Annotated in this window: 18 protein-coding genes and 1 riboswitch; of the genes, 12 read left to right on the forward strand and 6 right to left on the reverse strand. The window is 71.7% G+C overall.

What is annotated here, in order from left to right:
- Positions 1-137: 137 nt before the first annotated feature.
- A complete protein-coding gene (locus tag M1P99_RS22975; protein ID WP_304454650.1) occupies positions 138-878 on the reverse strand; it encodes a DUF4389 domain-containing protein in 741 nt (246 codons plus the stop codon).
- A gap of 196 nt (positions 879-1,074) precedes the next feature.
- Here M1P99_RS22975 and M1P99_RS22980 point away from each other — a divergent pair, with 196 nt between their 5' ends.
- Positions 1,075-1,602, forward strand: coding sequence for a flavodoxin domain-containing protein (locus M1P99_RS22980; protein WP_304454651.1), 528 nt, complete (start codon positions 1,075-1,077; stop codon positions 1,600-1,602).
- A gap of 35 nt (positions 1,603-1,637) precedes the next feature.
- Here M1P99_RS22980 and M1P99_RS22985 read toward each other — a convergent pair whose 3' ends face one another.
- Positions 1,638-2,537 (reverse strand): universal stress protein, encoded by a 900-nt coding sequence (locus M1P99_RS22985; RefSeq protein ID WP_304454652.1) that lies wholly within the window; start codon positions 2,535-2,537, stop codon positions 1,638-1,640.
- Positions 2,538-2,760: 223 nt separating this feature from the next.
- Positions 2,761-2,986: riboswitch (cobalamin riboswitch) on the forward strand.
- A gap of 30 nt (positions 2,987-3,016) precedes the next feature.
- Here M1P99_RS22985 and M1P99_RS22990 point away from each other — a divergent pair.
- The 5 genes from M1P99_RS22990 to M1P99_RS23010 all read left to right on the forward strand — a co-directional run bounded on the left by M1P99_RS22990 (position 3,017) and on the right by M1P99_RS23010 (position 6,537).
- Positions 3,017-3,793, forward strand: a complete 777-nt coding sequence (locus tag M1P99_RS22990) for an energy-coupling factor ABC transporter permease (protein WP_304454653.1) — start codon at positions 3,017-3,019, stop codon at positions 3,791-3,793.
- Positions 3,790-4,218, forward strand: a complete 429-nt coding sequence (locus M1P99_RS22995; RefSeq protein ID WP_304454654.1) for an energy-coupling factor ABC transporter substrate-binding protein — start codon at positions 3,790-3,792, stop codon at positions 4,216-4,218. Before M1P99_RS22990 ends, M1P99_RS22995 begins: the two co-directional genes overlap by 4 nt.
- Positions 4,219-4,224: 6 nt before the next feature.
- Positions 4,225-4,965 carry a cobalt ECF transporter T component CbiQ gene (gene cbiQ / locus M1P99_RS23000; protein ID WP_304454655.1) on the forward strand — a complete coding sequence of 247 codons (741 nt, stop codon included), beginning with the start codon at positions 4,225-4,227 and terminating at the stop codon, positions 4,963-4,965.
- Positions 4,962-5,897, forward strand: a complete 936-nt coding sequence (locus M1P99_RS23005) for an energy-coupling factor ABC transporter ATP-binding protein (protein ID WP_304454656.1) — start codon at positions 4,962-4,964, stop codon at positions 5,895-5,897. The genes cbiQ and M1P99_RS23005 overlap by 4 nt, the downstream gene beginning before the upstream one ends.
- Positions 5,898-5,991: 94 nt before the next feature.
- A complete protein-coding gene (locus M1P99_RS23010; protein ID WP_304454657.1) occupies positions 5,992-6,537 on the forward strand; it encodes a hypothetical protein in 546 nt (181 codons plus the stop codon).
- Here M1P99_RS23010 and M1P99_RS23015 read toward each other — a convergent pair.
- Together M1P99_RS23015 and M1P99_RS23020 are read right to left on the reverse strand one after the other, a co-directional pair.
- On the reverse strand, positions 6,521-7,339 hold the full coding sequence (locus tag M1P99_RS23015; protein ID WP_304454658.1) for an aminoglycoside phosphotransferase family protein: 819 nt from the start codon (positions 7,337-7,339) through the stop codon (positions 6,521-6,523). The two genes, M1P99_RS23010 and M1P99_RS23015, sit on opposite strands and share 17 nt — an antisense overlap.
- Before the next feature lie 467 nt (positions 7,340-7,806).
- A complete protein-coding gene (locus M1P99_RS23020) occupies positions 7,807-9,291 on the reverse strand; it encodes an RICIN domain-containing protein (RefSeq protein ID WP_304454659.1) in 1,485 nt (494 codons plus the stop codon).
- A gap of 209 nt (positions 9,292-9,500) precedes the next feature.
- On the opposite strand from M1P99_RS23020, the gene M1P99_RS23025 reads away from it, so the two are divergent.
- The gene (locus M1P99_RS23025) at positions 9,501-10,610 is read left to right on the forward strand and encodes a substrate-binding domain-containing protein (RefSeq protein WP_304454660.1); all 1,110 of its coding nucleotides are present in this window, start codon (positions 9,501-9,503) and stop codon (positions 10,608-10,610) included.
- A 142-nt stretch (positions 10,611-10,752) separates the two neighbouring features.
- Here the strand turns inward: M1P99_RS23025 and M1P99_RS23030 are convergent, their stop codons facing one another.
- Together M1P99_RS23030 and M1P99_RS23035 are read right to left on the reverse strand one after the other, a co-directional pair.
- Positions 10,753-11,328, reverse strand: a complete 576-nt coding sequence (locus M1P99_RS23030; protein ID WP_304454661.1) for a hypothetical protein — start codon at positions 11,326-11,328, stop codon at positions 10,753-10,755.
- A 383-nt stretch (positions 11,329-11,711) separates the two neighbouring features.
- Positions 11,712-12,503, reverse strand: coding sequence for an SGNH/GDSL hydrolase family protein (locus M1P99_RS23035; RefSeq protein ID WP_304454662.1), 792 nt, complete (start codon positions 12,501-12,503; stop codon positions 11,712-11,714).
- A gap of 288 nt (positions 12,504-12,791) precedes the next feature.
- On the opposite strand from M1P99_RS23035, the gene M1P99_RS23040 reads away from it, so the two are divergent.
- From M1P99_RS23040 to M1P99_RS23060, 5 genes are all read left to right on the forward strand, one after another.
- On the forward strand, positions 12,792-13,649 hold the full coding sequence (locus M1P99_RS23040; protein ID WP_304454663.1) for a MurR/RpiR family transcriptional regulator: 858 nt from the start codon (positions 12,792-12,794) through the stop codon (positions 13,647-13,649).
- 144 nt (positions 13,650-13,793) lie between these two features.
- Complete coding sequence (locus M1P99_RS23045; RefSeq protein ID WP_304454664.1) at positions 13,794-14,732, forward strand: transporter substrate-binding domain-containing protein; 939 nt, start codon at positions 13,794-13,796, stop codon at positions 14,730-14,732.
- Positions 14,733-14,782: 50 nt separating this feature from the next.
- The gene (locus M1P99_RS23050) at positions 14,783-15,712 is read left to right on the forward strand and encodes an amino acid ABC transporter permease (protein WP_304454665.1); all 930 of its coding nucleotides are present in this window, start codon (positions 14,783-14,785) and stop codon (positions 15,710-15,712) included.
- Positions 15,713-16,480: an amino acid ABC transporter ATP-binding protein gene (locus M1P99_RS23055; protein WP_304454666.1), complete on the forward strand. Its 768-nt coding sequence runs from the start codon at positions 15,713-15,715 to the stop codon at positions 16,478-16,480. It abuts the gene before it with no gap.
- Positions 16,480-17,694, forward strand: a complete 1,215-nt coding sequence (locus M1P99_RS23060; RefSeq protein ID WP_304454667.1) for a M20/M25/M40 family metallo-hydrolase — start codon at positions 16,480-16,482, stop codon at positions 17,692-17,694. Before M1P99_RS23055 ends, M1P99_RS23060 begins: the two co-directional genes overlap by 1 nt.
- The last annotated feature ends 8 nt before the right edge of the window (positions 17,695-17,702 follow it).

The raw sequence follows: 17,702 nt of genomic DNA on the forward strand, positions 1-17,702 counted from the left end.
CCCCGGACACCGGGAGCGGCCGCGGGGCCGGGGGTTTCATGCGCGGCCTCGGCGCACAGCCGGGCCACAGGGCACCCGCCAACCACGGGAACGGTCCTCCGGTGGGAGCCGGAGACCGGCCCCCACCGGAGGAGGGATCACACCGCCGGGCCGCCCGGCGGGCTCCCAGCGCGCCAGTCGTCCGCAACGGTCTCCTCCGGTTCCGATCCGCCGGTGTCCAGGCGGAAGGGCGGGTAGCGGTCCGTCATCAGCGCGGCGTAGACCATGACCCGCAGCACCCAGCGGTTCAGGCCGACCACGAGATCGAACAGGCCCCGAGGATAGGTTCCCGTGAAGAGCAGGGCGATGGCCGCGAACAGCACGAGCAGGCCGATCAGCCCGGGTGAGCGGAACACCGTCCCGGCCGCTTCGGCCGCCCCCTCGTCCGTCCAGCCCGTGGTGATGCTCACGCCCCCGTAGACGAAGAGCCCCACCACCAGGTAGTGCGGAACCGCCAGCAGCCACCACTTGACCAGGACCAGTCCGCGGGACATCCGTTCCGGTGCCCGGACCGTCAGCCGCGCGGGGTAGTCGACGTCTCCGGACAGGGTGAAGGGCGGGTAGCGGTCGGTGCCCAGCACCCAGTAGGCGTAGAACCCGACCCTCCAGCTCCATCGCAGCACCCCGGTGTTGAACTCGAACAACCTCCGCGGATAGCGGCCGGTGAACAGGATCGCGAAGAAGGCCACCACGGTCACGGCGAAGAAGCCGATCCACAGGAAGAACAGCACGATGTAGTGGGGCAGCGCCAGCAGCCACTTCACAAGCCAGAGCCATCGGCTCACCGTGGGATCGGGCGTCGCCTCGACTCGTACCGGGTAGCGTGTGCCATCGGTCATGTCGGCCACCTCTCCGGGACGGCCGTTCGGTCGCCCCCACGTTCGACACTGCACCCCCTCGGTGAGCCGCGGTCAGGGCTCTGGGGCGTCTTTTCGCAGGTCGTTCGGCCCCCTCGGGCGGGGAACTGCGCCCCTAGCGCCGCCGACGTCCCCGCACCCAGGCTGGAGGGGAGCGAGGGGACACGGAGGTTCCGGCATGAGGGTGTTGGTCGGATATGCGAGCGAACACGGATCCACCCGGGAGGTCGCGCAGAGGATCGCCGACCGCCTGAGCGAGCGCGGGCACAGCGTGGAGGTGTGGACCCTGGCCGACGCCCCCTCGGCCGACGGCTACGAGGCCGTGGTCCTGGGTAGCGCCGTGCACGGCGGCGCCTGGCTCGCGGAGGCCTCCGACTACCTGCACGCCAACACCGCGCCGCTCGGCCAACGGCCGGTCTGGGCGTTCAGCGTGGGGCTGGCACGGGCCGTCGGGGGCTGGTTCCACAAGCACGCCCGGGACCCCCAGGAGGTCACGGAGCTGCGCGAAAGCGCCCGTCTCCGCGAACACCGCCTCCTGGCCGGCGCCCTGAGCCCCGAACACCTGCCCATGTTCGGTCGTGCCGTCTACCGGATCATGGGCGGACGCTACGGCGACTTCCGTGACTGGACGGAGATCGACGACTGGGCCGGGGCGATCGCCGCGGACCTGTCCTCCAGCCGGCCCCCGGGCGCCGCCGCGGTATGACCGCCCCGGCGCCCGCGGCGCCCGCGGCCTCCGCGTCAGTGCGGCGGGCGGATGATCGCGACCGGGCACGGGCTGTGTGAGATCACGTTCCGGCTCACCGAGCCCAGCAGCATCCCCGCGAAACCGCCGCGCCCGCGCGATCCCACGACCATCAGGTCACAGTCCGAGGCCGTGGCGCACAGGGCCTCGACCGGGTGGCCCGTCGCCACCACCTCCTCGACCCGCACCCGCGGCCGGTTCGCGCGCTCCTGCGCGATCGACTCCGACAGTATCCGCCGGGCCTCCTTCTCGGCCGCGGCCTCCTCGGTCTTCCTCTCCTCGTCCGTCCTGGTCCAGGACGGATCCTCCAGCGCACCGAAACGCCACCAGGGGCCGCCCCGGTGGACCGTCACCGCCCGCAGCACGGACCCGCGGACGTCGGCCGTGGAGAACGCCCACTCCGCGGCGGCCCGTGAGGTCGCCGACCCGTCGACGCCGACCAGGACGCGTCCCTTGGCGGGACCCGGATCCCGGTCGGGAACGACGACGAGCGGGCACGACGCGGCGACGAGCAGGTCCAGGGCCGTCGAATCCGGAAGGACGGCGTCCAGGGTCGTCATGCGGTGCGCGCCGACGACCAGCGAGTGCGCCTTCTGGCTCTCCCGCAGCAGGACCGGTTCGGGGTCCCCGGTGATGTGCACCGCCTCGACGGTGAGGTCGGGGACGCGCTCCAGCACCCGCCGACGCGCTTCCTCCACGATGCGGCGTGCGAACTCGTCCAGGTCGAAGCCGGGTAGGCCGTGCGGTACGGCGTGGTAGTGCGGCCAGTCGAACGCGTACACGACGCGCAGATCCAGGCCCCGCGACCGTGCGTCGTCCGCGGCCCAGTCGAGGGCCCGGTCGCTCGCTGGTGTTCCGTTGACCGCCGCCACCACGGGTGCGTGTTCGTGGACCATGGTTTCCCCCAGCCGCTCGTGGTCCCTTCCTACGCCACGCTAGGGACCCGCGGGGCACGTCCGCCAGAGGCGGACGTCATGGCCGCGGGGCTTTCGTGACCCGCGGAGGGGGACCTGCGCCGCTTGACACCGCGCGTTCCGTCGAGGTGCGTCGGCGCCCCCTCGCGCGGGCTGCCCTGCGAGCCCGCCGCCCCGCGCTTATTGCCAATCCCGCTCCCAGGGCCTACCTTCGGGGTGCCGTGGTGTTCGGGAAGTCCGGTGAGAATCCGGCGCGGCCCTCGCCACTGTGCACGGGAAGCCCTCGCGTCCCGTGTGCCGCCGGATTCCGTTCGGCGGCACACGGCCACACGCCACTGGGAAAGCACCCCTGAGGGGTGCGGACCTGGGAAGGCGGACTCGGGGGCGGTGACCCTGCAGCCAGGAGACCGGCCACGGCACTGACGACCGTCCACGAGGTGCTGGAGATTGGTCCCCCGACAATGCACATACCCGAAGGCCTGCTGCCCCCGCTGCACGCCGCCGCCTGGACCGCGGCCGCGGCCCCGTTCATCGTCCACGGCGTACGCTCCCTCACCCGCGAGATGCGGGCCAACCCCGACGCCAAGCTGCTGCTCGGCGCCGCCGGCGCGTTCTGCTTCGTCCTCTCGGCGCTGAAGATCCCCTCGGCGACCGGAACCAGCTCCCACCCGGTCGGGGTCGGCCTGGGCGCGGTGCTCTTCCGACCACCGGTGATGGCGGTCCTGGGCACGATCACCCTGCTCTTCCAGGCGCTTCTGCTCGCGCACGGCGGACTGTCCACGCTCGGAGCCAACGCCTTCTCGCTCGCCGTGGTCGGCCCCTGGGTGGCCTACGGCGCCTTCAGGCTGCTGAGAGCGGCCACCGCCCGGCTGTCCGAAGGGCTGTCGATGTCCGTGTCGGTGTTCGCGGCGGCGTTCTCGGCCAGCCTGGGCACCTACACCGTCACCAGTTTCCAGCTCGCCCTGGCGCACCCGGACCCGGTGAGCGGGATCGTCGGCGCGTTCGCCAAGTACGCGGCCATCTTCTCCCTCACCCAGATCCCCATCGCGGTCATCGAAGGCCTCATCACCGTGGCCGTGGTCCGCATCCTCACCTCCGTCAGCCGTGGTGACCTGGTCCGGCTCGGACTCCTGCGCGCGGCCGCGGCGACGCCCGCACCCGGGGCCGAGTCCGCAGGGCGGCCCTCCGCCGCGCCCACGACCCCCGCCGAGACCCGCGAAGAGGGGACCACCGCATGAGCGACACGAGCAAGCCCCGCGCGTGGGTGACCTGGGCCCTGCTGGGAGCCGTGGCCGTCCTGGCCGTACTGCCGCTGCTGACGGGCGCCGCCGACCACCTGGAAGAGCCGTTCGCCGGTGCCGACGGCGAGGCCGAGAGCCTGGTGAACGAACTGGATCCCGAGTACGAGCCGTGGCTGTCGCCCGTGTTCGAGCTGCCCTCGGGTGAGGTCGAGTCCGGGCTGTTCGCCCTGCAGGCGGCGATCGGCGCCGGAATCGTCGGCTACGTCTTCGGGGTGGTGCGCACACGGTCCAGGCTGCGGCCCGTGACGGGATCGGGCCACGCCGCGGCGTCGCCCGTCGCGCCGAGCGGTGCGGGGCCCGGAACCGGCCACGGCCCCGGCGCCGCCGAGCCGGAGCCGAGCGACGACGCCTCCGAACGCTGACCCCGCGTGACACCGATCGATACCGCCGCCTACCGGAGCCGGTGGCGGCGGTACCACCCCGCCGTGAAGGGGGTCCTGTGCGGTGGGCTGCTGGCGTGCGCACTGCTGCTGCCACCGTGGCCGGGCGCCGCGCTGGTGGCCGCGGCCACGCTGGCGGCCGCCGCGGCGGCCCGCGTCCCCTTCGGGCTGCTGGCACGTGTGGCGGCCGCGCCGCTGCTGCTCATCATCACCAGCGCGGTCCCACTTCTGCTGACCGTGGGCGGTCCGGGGGAACTGGGCTGGGCCGAAGGGGGGCCGGAACGGGCCGCCGCCGTGGTGGCGCGGGCCTCCGCCGCACTCGGCACCCAGCTCCTGTTCGTCCTGACCACGCCCATGGCCGACCTGCTCGCCCGCCTGGGCCGCTCCCGGCTGCCCACCGCCCTAGTCGAGGTGATCGCCCTGACCTACCAGATGCTGATGGTGCTGTTGCAGACCGCTCAGCGCGTCGCGTCCGGCCAGGCGGGGCGGCTGGGCTACCACTCCCGGCGGTCCGGAATCCGTTCGGCGGGTGCGCTGGGCGGGGTGCTGCTGGTCCGTTCCCTGGACCGGGCACGGCGGCTTCAGGACGGCCTGGCCTGTCGCGGATACACCGGGCGGCTCACAGTCCAGACCGCCGAGCAGCCGGTTCGGCCGGTGGAGCTGGCCGCGGCCGCCGCTCCGGCCCTGCTGGTCGCCGCCCTCTCCCTCACCCACGCGGTCCTGCTGTGAGCACTGGAACCGCCGACGACTCCTTGGAGGCACGCATGCGCGCCCGACCCCGGTCCGGCCTCCCCGCCGCCACGGCGGCGGACCCCGCGCCGGCCGGACCCGGCGTCCCGCCCGTCCTGGCCGGGAACGGCCTGCACTACGAGTACGAGGGCACGGGCCCCGCCCTGACCGGGGTGGACGTACGGATCCGCAACGGCGGACTGCTGGCGGTACTGGGCCCGAACGGGGGTGGCAAGACCACGTTGTTGCGGCTGCTGGCCGGCAGCCTGGCGCCCACCCGGGGGTCGGTGCTGCTGGACGGGGACCCGTTGACGCACGGTCGGCGCGCCCGGGACCGACTGCGCCGCCGGGTGCAGATGGTCTTCCAGGACCCAGACGACCAGCTGTTCTCCGCCACCGTCGGCCAGGACGTCTCGTTCGGCCCCCTCAACCTGGACCTGCCCGGCGACCAGGTGCGTGAGCGGGTGGACTGGGCGCTGGACGCGCTCGGCATCACCGCGCTCGCGGACCGGCCCACCCACCTGCTCTCCTACGGCCAGCGCAAACGGGTGGTGCTGGCCGGGGCGATGGCGATGCTCCCCGACGTGCTGATCCTGGACGAGCCCACGGCCGGGTTGGACCCGGCGGGGGTGGCGGAACTGGTGACGACCCTGGACTCCCTACGGGCCCGGGGCACCACGCTCGTGGTGTCCACGCACGACGTCGACCTGGCGCACGGCTGGGCGGACCAGGCGCTGGTACTGGACCGGACGGTCCTGGCGGCGGGCCCGGCCGGGGAGGTCCTGGGCGACACCGACCTGTTGGCCCGGGCCCGGCTGCGACCCGCCTGGGGCCCGGTGGTCGGGCGGGCGCTGCGCGCGCACGGACTTCTGCCGGACGACGCGGCCGACCCCGCCTCACCGGAGGACCTGGCCCGGCTCCTGGACACCTGAACGGTCGGCGACCTCCACGCCGTCAGGGACGGTCTTCCTGGACGCGCCCACCACCGGCCTGGACATCCAGTCCCGCGACGACCAGTGGGACGCGTTGGACCGGCTGCGCGAGGACGGCTCCACCATCGTCCTCACCACGCACTACCTGGAGATCCAGATCTTCCGGAACCGGCTGGTCCTGGTCACCATGCTCGTTGTTCCGGCCGCGTCCAGCGCGTTCTACGTGTACCTGCACGACCGCGTCCCGCGTCTGGACCTGGGAGCCGTCGCCGCGGTGCTGATGTTCCTCGTGGTGAGGATGGGGCTCTACGCCCCCGCCGTGACCACACTCGCCTCCCGCCGTCAGAACCTCGTCCTCAAGCGCCTGCGCTCCACGGCGGTGGACGACCCCCGCATCCGGGGATGGACTCCCATGGCCCATCCCATTCCCGGAGCACCAAGCCTGCTCCCCGCGCACGCGGGATGGACCGGTGCTGAACTCTCCGGTCTACTCTCGAGTGAGAGCACTACCGATGACCTTGGGTTGCGGCTGCTGCCATCAACAGCCCCGGGTGATGATCTCGCGTGGGCCTTCTCGCGCAGATCGACGTACAACCGCTCCGTCCTGGGACAGGAAGAGCGCGTCAACCGAACAGGTTGAGTAGTCGCTCGGCGACGCGGCGCGCGGTGCCGGGAGGGTTGTGCGGTGTGGCGGCGCCGGTGGGGCCGAGCTGAAGGAGCCAGCAGAGTGCGACCAGGCGGCGGAATCCGCGCACTCGCATCGCTTCTCGCGGGGTGAGGTCGATCTGGGCCAGCAGCGCTTCGGGGTCCAGAGTGCCGTCGGTGCGGGAGATGTGCTCGGTGAGTTCGCCGAGCTCGAAGGCGCGGTCGTTGCGCCCGGAGTCCTCCCAGTCGATGAGCCGCACGCATCCGCGCTGTCCGTCCCAGAGGAAGTTGGCGTGGTTGCCGTCGGCCAGGCCCAGGACAGGCGGGTAGGGGTTGTCCAAGAGGTGGTCTGGGTCGGTGGTGGCCATCCAGGTGGTGCCTTCCTGGTGGGCTTGCCGCGCCAGTGGGTCGCTGCCGGGGTCAGGTCGTGCGTGGATGAGCCGGCGGACCTTGGCCACGGCCGCCTCCGGGCCCCAGGAGGCGGGGTCGAGTTCGGTGACGGCCCGGGTGGGGATCCGATGCAGCCGGTCCAGGGCGTGGGCGGTTGCCTCGATCTGGGCGCTGGTGGTGGGCTCACCGCGTAGGACGCGGCCGGGCAGGCGGCTCATCGTGATGGCGGGTGGAGTGGCGTCGAGGTCGGCGTGGATCGGGTGCGGTGCCAGGTCGGGGACGTGGAAGTCCAGGACTTTCAGCGCCGCCCATTCCCGGTACGGCTCACCTCGGCTCCAGTCGATGTAGCGCTTGACCACGGTGTTTTCGCGGATGTCGATGTGGTGGGTGTGGAATCGGGTGGTCATGCGCTCTCGGTTCGCCATAGTCGTCGCGGGCCGCGACGGTCGGATGCCCATCCCTGAAGCGGGAGACGCTGTGAGGCTACCGCTGCCCACTGCTCGCGTTCGGGCCGGTGGCGGGGCACGTGGTGTGGCCGTTTCCGCTGGTGCCGGTCGGGGGATCCAGAGCTGTCCTTGGATGGCAGCGATCTGGGCGGCGGCCTCGCAGCGAAGGGCGCGCTGGCCGGCGGCGATCATCACGGACACGGGCTTCCGGGTGCGAGGGCTCGGGGCCGCCCTTCCTGATGGCACGATTAGCGCTCGCATTTGTCAGGACCCGCGTCCGAGACCGGTAAGCCGAGGAAGAGGAGCTCCCGACCCGATACGTAGGCTCGAGCCGTGCCGGGTGCTGCCGCGCTGGACTGGCCCGTGTCACACCCGCCACCAGCCGCTCGCACGGCAGCACCCGCTCGACACGCGTCGGCGGACTACTTCTAGACGACCCGCCACTGCTGGTTACTGCCGCCCCAGCAGGACCAGAGCTGGGCCTTGGACGTCTCTCGGCTCACGTCCAGGCAGAGACCGGACGCGACACTGCGCAGGGTGCCGTCGGAGTGGAAGGTCCACTTCTGGTTGTCCTGGCCGTTGCAGTCGTAGATGCCGACCCTCGTTCCGTTGGACGAGGCCCCTCCGAGGGCGTCCAGGCACTTCGCGCCGCCGTAGACGGTGATCTCTCCGGTGGCCGTTCTGGTCCACTGCTGGTTCGATCCGCCGTTGCAGTCCCAGATCTGGACCTGGGTGCGGTTCTCCTGCGTGCCTTCGGGGACATCGAGGCAGCCCGGCACGCCGACGTTCTCCAGCCCCGTGTCGGGTGTGCTGTCGCCGGCGCCGAAGGCGTACGTGAGCCGGTCGATCTGGGTGGGGTTGCGCACGCTCAGCGTCAGGTCGGTGCCGCTGCCGTGGAGGGCGTAGAGCGAATACCAGTCGTAGTCGGGCCTGTAGGTGTGCTTGCCGCCGAGGGCCGGCCAGTAGACCGCACCCATGTCGAGATCGTGGACGGTATCGGTGGCGGCGCGCATGTATCGGACGAAGTTGTCCGAGCTGTTCGACTCGTTGTAGTCGCGGCCGTCGTCCATCGGGGCGCCGAACTCGTCCAGGACGGTGCGCGAACCGCAGGAACCGATCCGGTCCCGGAACAGGTTGACCCACGCGTCGTAGCTCATGGATTCGAACTGGAACGCGTAGATGTGCAGCGACAGGTGGGTTCCGTCCAGGCGGCTGTCGCCGCACACCGAGGTGACCTCGCTGTTGTAGCCGCTGCCGCTGACGAGGATCCGGTCCCTGGGGACCGAGGGGTAGCGCGCGACCCAGTCGGCGGCGACATCGGCCCACGCGCTGGCGCTGTAGCCGTGGGGTTCGTTCATCGGCTGGAAGTAGACCAGGCCGTTGGACCCGTACTCGTCGATCAGGGCGTCCCACATCGCGTGGAAGGCGGCTTCGTCGACGATTCTGCCGCCGGAGGAGGCACCGTCCTCCCAGTAGCCGAGGATCACCTTCATGCCCCTGGCCGTCGCGGCGTCGACGGCTCCGGCGTAGGCGTCGCCCCAGTCCGTACCGGGGACGGAGTGGGTGTTGACGGGCAGCCGGACGGTGTTGGCGCCGACGGTGCTCTGGAAACCGCTGTAGACGGCGTCCGCCTTGGCACTGACGGTCGCATAGCCGTCGGACCGGTCCAGTCCTTCGAGGACGAGGGGGCCGTCGACGAAGTTGTCTCCGGGAACCGCCCAGTTCACTCCGGCGAACTGCGAGGCGTCCAGGTCGGCCGCCGCGGCCGGTGACGCGGCGGGCAGGGCGCCGATCGGCACGGCGAGCAGCGTGGTCAGCGAGGCCGCCAGCATCGCGCGGAGCAGGCGCCTGTGCGCGGGACGTCGGGGGGAACGGCCGCCTCGGGGGGTACGGGTGGCACGGGGGTGGAGCATGGCTCTCCTCATTCGTGGGGGCAACGCCAGGGCCGCGGGTCCGCGTCAGATGTGCCTTCCCATGAACGATCTGTGACGGATCAGTGGCCCGTTTCACCGCATGCGTTGAACCAGGAATAGTCGGCAACAGCACGAATCCGCTACCTCTCGAACACGAACGAACAAAAACGTTCATAGACGAACAGATCACCTTCGTGAGACAGTGCCGAATGACCGAAGACCGACCGTTCGCCCACCAGCGCAGGGAACGGCTCATGGGCGAGTTGCGTCGCCACGGCACCGTACGGGTCCGCGACCTCGCGAGGCTGCTGGAGGTCAGTGAGATGACCGTGCGGCGCGACATCGCCGCCCTGGCCGCCCGCGGCCTGCTCACCAAGGTGCACGGGGGCGCCACCCTGCCGACCGCACCCGACCCGGGCCGGGCCCCGGCACACCGGAACCGCCGCCGGGCGACGCCCCTGACGATCGGCATGGTCGTGCCCTCGTTGGACTACTACTGGCCGCGGGTCGTCGGCGGCGCACGCGCGGCCTCCGCCGCTCTCGGCGTCGGGCTCCAGCTGCGCGGCTCCAGCTACGACCAGGCCGAGGACCGCCGTCAGATCAGCCGGCTCATCGAGGCCGGCCAGGTGCAGGGACTGCTGCTGGCCCCCAGCCTCGACGGTGAGGGCGTCGAGGAGATGGCCGACTGGATCAGCGGCCTGCCGGTGCCGACGATCATGGTCGAGCGGCAGATCCCCCACTGGACGCCGACCGGGAGCCAACTGGAGTGGGTGCGCACCGACCACGCGCTGGGTCTGGAGATGGCCGTGCGCCACCTCCACGAGCACGGTCACCGCCGTGTCGGGCTGGTGCTGTCCGAGGGCAGTCCGACGTCGGCCCACCTCGTCCAGGGTTGGTTCAAGGCCTGCGAGGAGCTCGACCTGCCCAGTGACTTCGTGGTCCGGCAGGGGGTGTCCCTGTACGTGCCGGGCCACCGCCAGATCATCGAGGGCATTCTGGACAGGTGCCGCCGTCGCGGGATCACCGCACTGATCGTGCACAGTGACCCCGATGTGATATCCGTGGCCCAGTACCTCACCGAGCAGGGGGTCGCGATCCCGGACGACATCGCGCTGGTCGGCTACGACGACGAGGTCGCCCATCTCGCGCAGCCGGCGATCACGGCCGTCCGACCGCCCAAGGCCCGTGTCGGCCGGGTCGCGGTCGAGATGATGGTCTCCAGGCTCGTGGAGGGCCGACGCCGCCCCGGACAACGGGTGCTCGTCCTGCCGGAGCTCAACCTGCGCGACTCCTCGGTCAGGAGAGCGGAGCCACTGTGACACCGCGGCGCGGCACCCCCGTCTCGATGGGCGCGCCCGGACACCGGCCGGGCCGTCGCCCGCCTACACGGCCGCGGGCCGTGCCGCCGGACGCGTCGTTCCGTGCGTACACGAACGCGTCCGGCGGCGCGGCCCCGGCGGGTCAGCGGGCGATGGTCCAGGCCCCGTCGGCCTTGATGTGGAGGTAGTCGACCGCTTCGGCGCCGTCGAGCAGCGGCAGGTCGCCGAGCGTGACGCTGCCCTCGTAGGCGCCGATCTCGTTGACGAGGCTGGCGTAGCGGGTCTCGTCCGCGCCGTAGGTCACGATGATGAAGTTGCTGCTGCCGGAGTGGGTCAGGTCCAGGGTCATGTCGGACGAGGGCGTCCAGTCCAGCCTGTAGAGCGCCTCCCCGGTCCCGCTGAGCCAGTAGGTCTCACTGTCCCAGGTCAGGGCCTCGGACGCGTCCATGGGAAGGACGTTCTGGGCGTCTTCGGTCTCGGAGTGCTCCGCGATGACGTCCTCGGTGGCTGCGCCCTCCCCGTCCTGCTCGGCGGTGTCGGGCTCCGCGGACGGCGTGGACTCGGCCGGCGCGACGGCGTCCTCACCGACGGGCTCCAACTCGCCCAGGGAGAAGGAGCAGGAGGTCAGCGTCGCCGCGAGGACGAGGGAGGCGGTGCCGGCGGTCGCCCGCGCGAGAACGGTGCCGCTCAGGGGGGCGAGGGTGAGGTGACTGCTCATGATCAGTGATGTCCAAAGTGGGAGTCGGCTGGATCAGCCACTCCGGGGGCGCACGGGAGTGGAGTCGGGGACGGGCAAGGGGAACTTTTCCCTTGCTTTGACACAGGCGGGCCCGCTTCGGTTCCCGGCATCTCGTGGCGAGTTCGGAGTGACCGCGTGTGCTCGGCCGCACACGGCCCGGTGCGCCGGCACGGGGTCTTCCTTCCGACCCGTCGGGGCGCCCGGCCGCCACGCTGCGCGCGCGGGTGCGGTACGACCGCGCGGTGTTCCGTGACCGGGCCTGGACCTGTCCGCCGTCCGCCGACCGTGCTCCGGGCCGGACGGGGGAAGGGGGACGGGCCGCGGCCGGTGTCCCGGCCGCGGCCCGTCGTACCGTCGCGGGCCTACGCCACGGCCCCCGACAGCACGGGGAGGTAGCCGTAGCCGTGACCGCCGCTGTTGGGGTGGTAGGAGCTCGACACCGGCCACGTCGGCCCGTGGATCCAGGGCGAGGAGGCGCAGATCCGCCTGCCCTCGAAGGCGGGGCTCACGTCGGCGAAGGTGAACCCGTGGGCCTGGGCCCCGCCGTGGAGCGCCGAGTTGAGGGTGTCGGCGGTGGCGTTGATGCGCTCTCGGCGTTCGACGCTGATGGCGCCGAAACAGGTCGTCGTCTCGTACAGGCGGGGGTAGCCGAGCACCACGACCTGGGCGTTCGGGGCTCCCGCGCGGATGTCCGAGTACAGCAGGTCCAGTTCACCGGGCAGAGTCTGCGCGATGTACTGCTCGGCCGTGTCCAGCGCGGAGAAGCAGTCCTGGTCGGTCCCGGTCCGGCACGCGACGACGACGTCGACGAACCCGGAGTCGTTGCCGCCGCTGGTGACGCTGACCAGGTCGGTTCCGGTTGACAGCGACCCGAGTTGGCTGCCGCGCACGTCCGCGGACGTCGCTCCGGAGCACGCGCTGAAGCCGAAGGACTGGACGGCGTTCTCTTCGGCGAAGCGCGCGGGGTAGGCCCGGGAGGACCGCTGGCACGAGAACGAGAGGTCGTACGATCCCGCGCCCGTGCCCGACGAGTACGAGTCGCCGAGCGCGACGTAGTCGAGGCTCGAGGACGTGCCGGCCGCGCCGGCCGCGACGGAGGAGGAGACCAGGAGGAACAGGATGAGGAACAGAGTCGAACAGGAGCGTCGGATCATCAGCGGGGGCCTTTCGTCGCACGGCGGGGCGTGCGCGGGGGGACGGGGGAGGAAGGCGGGGACGGCGACGGGCGGTCCCCGCACCCAGGCGAACGTAGGGTCATGTGTTCCGTGTCACAAGGCCCCTCGTCTCGTTTGTTACTTACTCGTAAGTAACAAATCCCGGCGTGACGGATGTCCCTCCCTGGCGACGAGGCTTCCGTGTGGAGCCGCGTCGCGCGGCGGGCTCGGGTGCCCCCCGCGTGGAACGGTCTGTAACATCTGTTACGCGAGAAGGGGAGTGCGGCTGTGGCGAGCATCGCGGAGATGATCCGGACCCATGAGGGCGGGTTGAGCACGAGCGAACGCAGGGTCGCGCGGGCCCTGCTCGCGGACTATCCGGCGGCGGGCCTGGGCACGGTTCGGCTCCTGGCCGAGCGCGCCGGGGTGAGCGCGCCCACGGTCCTGCGCTTCGTCGCCAGGCTGGGGTTCGACAACTACCCCGCCCTCCAGCAGGGGCTGCTCGCCGAGTTGGGCGAGCGCGAGCAGTCGCCGCTGGACGCCTACGCCTCCCGGGAAGCCGACCGGCCCGACACCGACCGTGCCGACCTCGGGGCCGCGGCCGCCAGGACTCTGGGCGGCGCCGTGCGCACGACCCTGGAGGGCCTTCCCGCCTTCGAGTTGAACGAGGCGGTGCGCCTCATGAGCGAACCCGAGCACCGGGTCGTCTCGTGGGGCGGGCGCTTCTCGCGTCTGCTGTCCCAGTACCTCGTCCTGCACCTGATGCAGATCCGCGGGAACGCCGTCACCCTGCCCGACGCCCCGGTGGAGCGGGCCGACCTGTTGGCGGACGCGGGGCGCGGGGACGTCTTCGTGGTCTTCGACTTCCGCCGATACGAGGCGTGGTCGCTCCATGCGGCGCAGGAGGCCGCGCGGCGGGAGGCCAGGGTGGTCCTGCTGACGGACCGCTGGCTGTCGCCGATCTCCGCCGTCGCCGACGTCGTCCTGCCCGTCCACGTCGACTCGGTGTCCGCCTACGACTCCCAGGTTCCGGCCATGGCGGTCTGCGAGGCCCTGGTGGCCGGAGTGATGCGGTCCCTGGGGGGTCGCGCCGAGGAGCGCATGCGCCGTTTCGAGGAGGCCAGCCGGGGCTTCGACCTGCTCTGACCGGCTCCGGTCCCGCGGGTGTCCCGCCGCGGTGCGTCTCGGCCGAGTAACGTTTCATTCATTACACATTGCCGACGAAAGGCAATGTACGTAACATCTGTTCCATCCCCCGGGGTCATGCCCCCCCCTTCCGAGGAGGAACAGATGACGACACGTATGAGCGGAACGAGCGGTACCGGCGCCGCTCTCCTGCTGGTTCTGATGGCCACGGCCTGCGGAGGCTCCGGCGGCGCGGAGCCCGAGCAGGCCCTCGGATCCGTCCCCATCGACGGTGTCGGAGCCGTCGAACCGGATACCGCGCTCGCCGAGAGCCTCCCGGACCACATCCGAGACGCGGGCCTGGTCTCGGTGGCCACGAACGCCCCCTACGAACCGTTCATCGCCTTCGTCGAGGAGGGCGACCAGGAGTCGTTCACCGGGCTCGACCACGACCTGATGGTCGCCGCGTCGGCCCGTCTGGGCCTGGACACCGACTTCCAGCAGCAGCCCTTCGACGGGCTCGTCCCCGGCCTGCAGGCGGGCCGCTACGACGTGATCGTGGGCGGCATCACCGACAACCGCGAACGCCAGGACGTGGCGTCCTTCGTCGACTACACCGCCTCGGGCACCGGCATCCTCGTCGAGGACGGCAACCCGCTCGACATCGGGTCGATCGCCGACCTGTGCGGACTGCGTGTGGGCGTCCAGAAGGCCTCGCGCCAGCAGGAGATCCTGGAGGGCTACGCCGAGCAGGACTGCGACGAACCGATCGAGATCACCAGCTACCCCGAGAACCCCCAGGCGGTCACCGCGCTCAGCGCAGGCATGGTCGACGCCGTCGGCGCCACCCAGGTCAACCTCGTGGAGACCGCCGCGGCCCTGGAGGGCGAGGCCGAACTGGTCGTCGACCCCGACCACCCGAACGGCTACCTGGCCAGCCCCAACGGCTTCGGCTTCCTCAAGAGCGAGGAGGAGCTGGTCGAGGCCTACCGGGCCTCGGTGCAGTCCCTCATGGACGACGGGACCTACACCGACATCCTCGCCAAGTGGGGGCAGGAGCCCATCGCCCTGGACGAGGCCACCGTCAACCAGGCGATCGACTGACCATCCCGTCGCCGCACACCCCCACCGCGCACACCCCGGAAGGAATCCCGATGCCCGCCCCAGCCGCGCCGATGACACCAGCGACGGAGTCCCCTCCCACTGCCACCGACCTCGTCGTCGTCCCCGTGCGCCACTACGGGCGCTGGTTCGCGGCGCTGGCCGTCAGCCTCTGTGCGGGCGCCCTGCTCTGGTCGCTGCTGACCAACCCCAACCTGGACATCCGGCTGGTCCTGAGCTATCTGACGCGGGACTTCGTGTTCCGGGGCATCGGCATCACCGTCGTCCTCACCGTGGTCGCCATGGTGATCGGCGTGGCGGGCGGAGTCGTCGTCGCGGCCATGCGCATGTCGAACAACCCCGTGCTGAGCACCGTGGCCTGGGTGTTCCTGTGGTTCTTCCGCGGGACACCGCTGCTCGTGCAGATCATCTTCTGGGGCTTCCTCGGCGCCCTCTACCCGCGGCTGTTCATCGGCATCCCCTTCACCGGCATCGCCCTGGTCGACGAGCCCACGAGCGCGATCGTCACCCCCTTCGTCGCCGCCGTCCTGGGGCTGGCCCTGAACGAGGTGGCCTACGCCGCGGAGATCATCCGGGGCGGCATGCTCTCGGTGGACCGCGGACAGACGGAGGCAGCCCAGGCCCTGGGGATGGGCCCGGTCACGATCCTGCGCCGCATCGTCCTGCCGCAGGCCATGAGGATCATCATCCCTCCGATGGGCAACGACACGATCAACATGCTCAAGATGACGGCCCTGGTGTCGGTCATCGGCGGGAGCGACCTGCTGACCGCCGTGCAGAACGTGTACGCGCAGAACTTCCAGGTCATCCCGCTGCTCACCGTCGCGGTGTTCTGGTACCTGATGCTGACCAGCCTGCTCTCGCTCGGCCAGCACCACCTGGAGAAGCGCTTCGGGCGCGGGTTCGGCGCGGGCACGACCGGAACGCTCTCCCGCCTCCTCGGCCGCAGGGAAGGAATCTGAATGGACCAGGACACGATGGTGGCCGCCGAGGGCGTGCGCAAGCGCTTCGGCCGCACGGAGGTGCTCAGCGGCATCGACCTGCGGGTCCGCTCGGGCGAGGTCTGCTGCGTCCTCGGGCCCTCGGGCTCGGGCAAGTCGACCTTCCTGCGGTGCGTCAACCACCTGGAGAAGATCAACGGCGGACGGCTGTGGGTGAACGGGCGCCTGGTGGGCTACCGCCACCGGGGCGGACGGCTGTACGAGATGCGCGAACGCGAGATCGCGGCCCAGCGGCGCGAGATCGGCATGGTCTTCCAGCGCTTCAACCTGTTCCCCCACATGACCGCCCTGGAGAACGTCACCGAGGGGCCGGTCCAGGTCAAACGCGAACCGCTCGAGGAAGCCCGCCGCCACGCCCTCGAACTGCTCGACCGCGTCGGCCTGGCCGACCGGGCCCACGCCTATCCCGGCGAGCTCTCGGGCGGCCAGCAGCAGCGGGTCGCCATCGCCCGCTCGCTGGCGATGCGCCCCGAGCTGATGCTCTTCGACGAGCCCACCTCGGCCCTGGACCCCGAGCTGGTCGGTGAGGTCCTCGACGTCATGAGGGACCTCGCCCGGGACGGGATGACGATGATCGTGGTGACCCACGAGATCGGCTTCGCCCGCGAGGTCGCCGACCGGCTGGTGTTCATGGACGGCGGGGTGGTGGTCGAGGAGGGGCGCCCCGGCACGCTCCTCGACTCCCCGCGGCATGAGCGCACCCGGGCGTTCCTGTCCAAGGTGCTGTGATGGACACGATGGCACTGCGGTGCCGGGAGGCGGCGGAGCTGCTTCCCGAGTACGTCGAGCGGCTGCGTGAGCTGGTCGGCGTGGACAGCGGTTCCCTGGACGCCACCGGGGTGGACGCGGTCGGTGACCGGGTGTCCGGCTACCTCGCCGCCGCCGGTGCGCAGGTCGAGCGCCACCCCGTGCGGCACCCGGACGGGAGCCCGCTCGGGCACGCGGTGGTGGGCCGGCTGCGCGGCCCCTCCCCGGGGCCGGTCCTCCTGCTGGCCGGACACATGGACACGGTCTTCGAGAAGGGCACCGCCGCGCGGCGCCCGTTCACCGTCGAGGCCGGCCGGTGGGCCAGGGGTCCGGGCGTCTGCGACGACAAGGGCGGGCTCCTCGCCGGGATCACCGCCCTGCGGCTGGTCGCCCCCCACTGGCGCCGTGGTGAACTCGTCCTGTACTGCGGACCGGACGAGGAGATCGGCTCCCTCGGCAGCCGCTCCCTGCTGGCCCGGCTCGCCGACGAGGCCGACCTGGCCCTGTGCCTGGAGTGCGCTCGGCAGGACGGCAGCGTCGTCACCGGCCGCAAGGGGGTCGCCGACGTGGAGGTCACCTTCCGCGGACGCGCCGCCCACGCGGGCATCGAACGCGCGGCGGGGGCCAACGCCGCCCTGGCCTGCGCGCGGGCTGCGGTGCGGATCGAGCGGCTCAACGGCCGCTGGCCGGACGTGGGGGTCAACATCGGCGTCATGCGCTCGGGCCACCGCCCGAACGTCGTGCCGGACGAGGCGACCCTCGTCCTGGACGTGCGCGCCGAACTCCCGTCCACCTTCGCGGCCGCGCTGGCGGCGATCGGCGACATCACCTCGACGGACCTGGTCCCGGGGGTGGAGGTGCGCACGGAGGTCGTGGCGCCGGCGCCGCCCTGGGCCGCGGGGCCGCGGGACGCGCTTGTGCGCGACACCTGTCTGGACCTGGCCCGCCAGGCGGGGATCGCCCTGAGCGCGGTGTCGACCGGGGGCAGCGCCGACGCCAACCTCATCGCCGAACGGGGGACCCCCGTCCTGGACGGGCTCGGCCCGGTGGGCGGCGGCGACCACGGCCCGGACGAGTGGCTCGACCTGGAGTCCGTGGCCCCGAGAACGGCCCTGCTCGCGGAACTGGTGCTGCGGTCCTCGCGCCCGTCCCCGGCGGGGGACGGGACCCGTATCCCCTCGGCCGTCGAGGGCTGACCTCGGCC

Origin of the sequence: Nocardiopsis sp. YSL2 (assembly GCF_030555055.1) — a bacterium.
GTDB lineage: Bacteria > Actinomycetota > Actinomycetes > Streptosporangiales > Streptosporangiaceae > Nocardiopsis.

Bases quoted from the DNA above. Each gene is read 5' to 3' on its own strand.
- M1P99_RS23015 (WP_304454658.1), bottom strand. From the start codon at position 7,339: ATGACCACCCGATTCCACACCCACCACATCGACATCCGCGAAAACACC.
- M1P99_RS23035 (WP_304454662.1), bottom strand. From the start codon at position 12,503: ATGATCCGACGCTCCTGTTCGACTCTGTTCCTCATCCTGTTCCTCCTG.
- M1P99_RS22985 (WP_304454652.1), bottom strand. From the start codon at position 2,537: ATGGTCCACGAACACGCACCCGTGGTGGCGGCGGTCAACGGAACACCA.
- M1P99_RS23055 (WP_304454666.1), top strand. From the start codon at position 15,713: ATGGACCAGGACACGATGGTGGCCGCCGAGGGCGTGCGCAAGCGCTTC.
- M1P99_RS22975 (WP_304454650.1), bottom strand. From the start codon at position 878: ATGACCGATGGCACACGCTACCCGGTACGAGTCGAGGCGACGCCCGAT.
- M1P99_RS23030 (WP_304454661.1), bottom strand. From the start codon at position 11,328: ATGAGCAGTCACCTCACCCTCGCCCCCCTGAGCGGCACCGTTCTCGCG.
- M1P99_RS23060 (WP_304454667.1), top strand. From the start codon at position 16,480: ATGGACACGATGGCACTGCGGTGCCGGGAGGCGGCGGAGCTGCTTCCC.
- M1P99_RS23050 (WP_304454665.1), top strand. From the start codon at position 14,783: ATGCCCGCCCCAGCCGCGCCGATGACACCAGCGACGGAGTCCCCTCCC.
- M1P99_RS23045 (WP_304454664.1), top strand. From the start codon at position 13,794: ATGACGACACGTATGAGCGGAACGAGCGGTACCGGCGCCGCTCTCCTG.
- M1P99_RS22995 (WP_304454654.1), top strand. From the start codon at position 3,790: ATGAGCGACACGAGCAAGCCCCGCGCGTGGGTGACCTGGGCCCTGCTG.
- M1P99_RS22990 (WP_304454653.1), top strand. From the start codon at position 3,017: ATGCACATACCCGAAGGCCTGCTGCCCCCGCTGCACGCCGCCGCCTGG.
- M1P99_RS23025 (WP_304454660.1), top strand. From the start codon at position 9,501: ATGACCGAAGACCGACCGTTCGCCCACCAGCGCAGGGAACGGCTCATG.
- M1P99_RS23020 (WP_304454659.1), bottom strand. From the start codon at position 9,291: ATGCTCCACCCCCGTGCCACCCGTACCCCCCGAGGCGGCCGTTCCCCC.
- M1P99_RS22980 (WP_304454651.1), top strand. From the start codon at position 1,075: ATGAGGGTGTTGGTCGGATATGCGAGCGAACACGGATCCACCCGGGAG.